Source organism: Mesorhizobium sp. M2E.F.Ca.ET.209.01.1.1, assembly GCF_004010375.2.
Lineage (GTDB): Bacteria > Pseudomonadota > Alphaproteobacteria > Rhizobiales > Rhizobiaceae > Mesorhizobium.
Genome location: NZ_SADP02000366.1, coordinates 1 through 382, shown reverse-complemented (window position 1 = coordinate 382; position 382 = coordinate 1). Strand labels below are relative to the sequence as shown.

General features: G+C 64.7%; 1 pseudogene. It reads right to left on the bottom strand.

Annotation, left to right across the window (positions count from 1 at the left end):
• Positions 1-248: pseudogene (locus tag EN852_RS36015) on the bottom strand (pyruvate dehydrogenase (acetyl-transferring) E1 component subunit alpha); the annotation flags it as partial.
• Positions 249-382 lie beyond the last annotated feature (134 nt).

Here is a 382-nt window from a genome sequence, read left to right as displayed (position 1 = left end):
GTCGAGGTGATCTGGTCATCCTCGGCGAGCGGCATGCAGATGCCCATGGCGCTCGCTTCCTGGCCGATCGACAGATGCATGGTGCCGTGGATGAGGCCGCGCATGTAGCACTCTTCCGCGCCCTCTTCGAAGCGGCGGATGAGATACATCTTGTGGAGCTCTCCCCGGAGTTGTTCCGGGCTGTACTGGCGGTAGACGAAAGGCAGGTTGGCGCGGCTGTCGACGACGGATTTGCGGGCTGTGGCCATGATCACGCCTCCACGGTGCCGTAGACGAGCTTGTCCTGGCGGGCGCGCAGCTCGGCGATCTTCGAGCCCGGCGCGGGCGCCGCATTGGCATAGGTGATGAGCTCGCCCTTCTTGATCGGCTGGGTGACCGAACC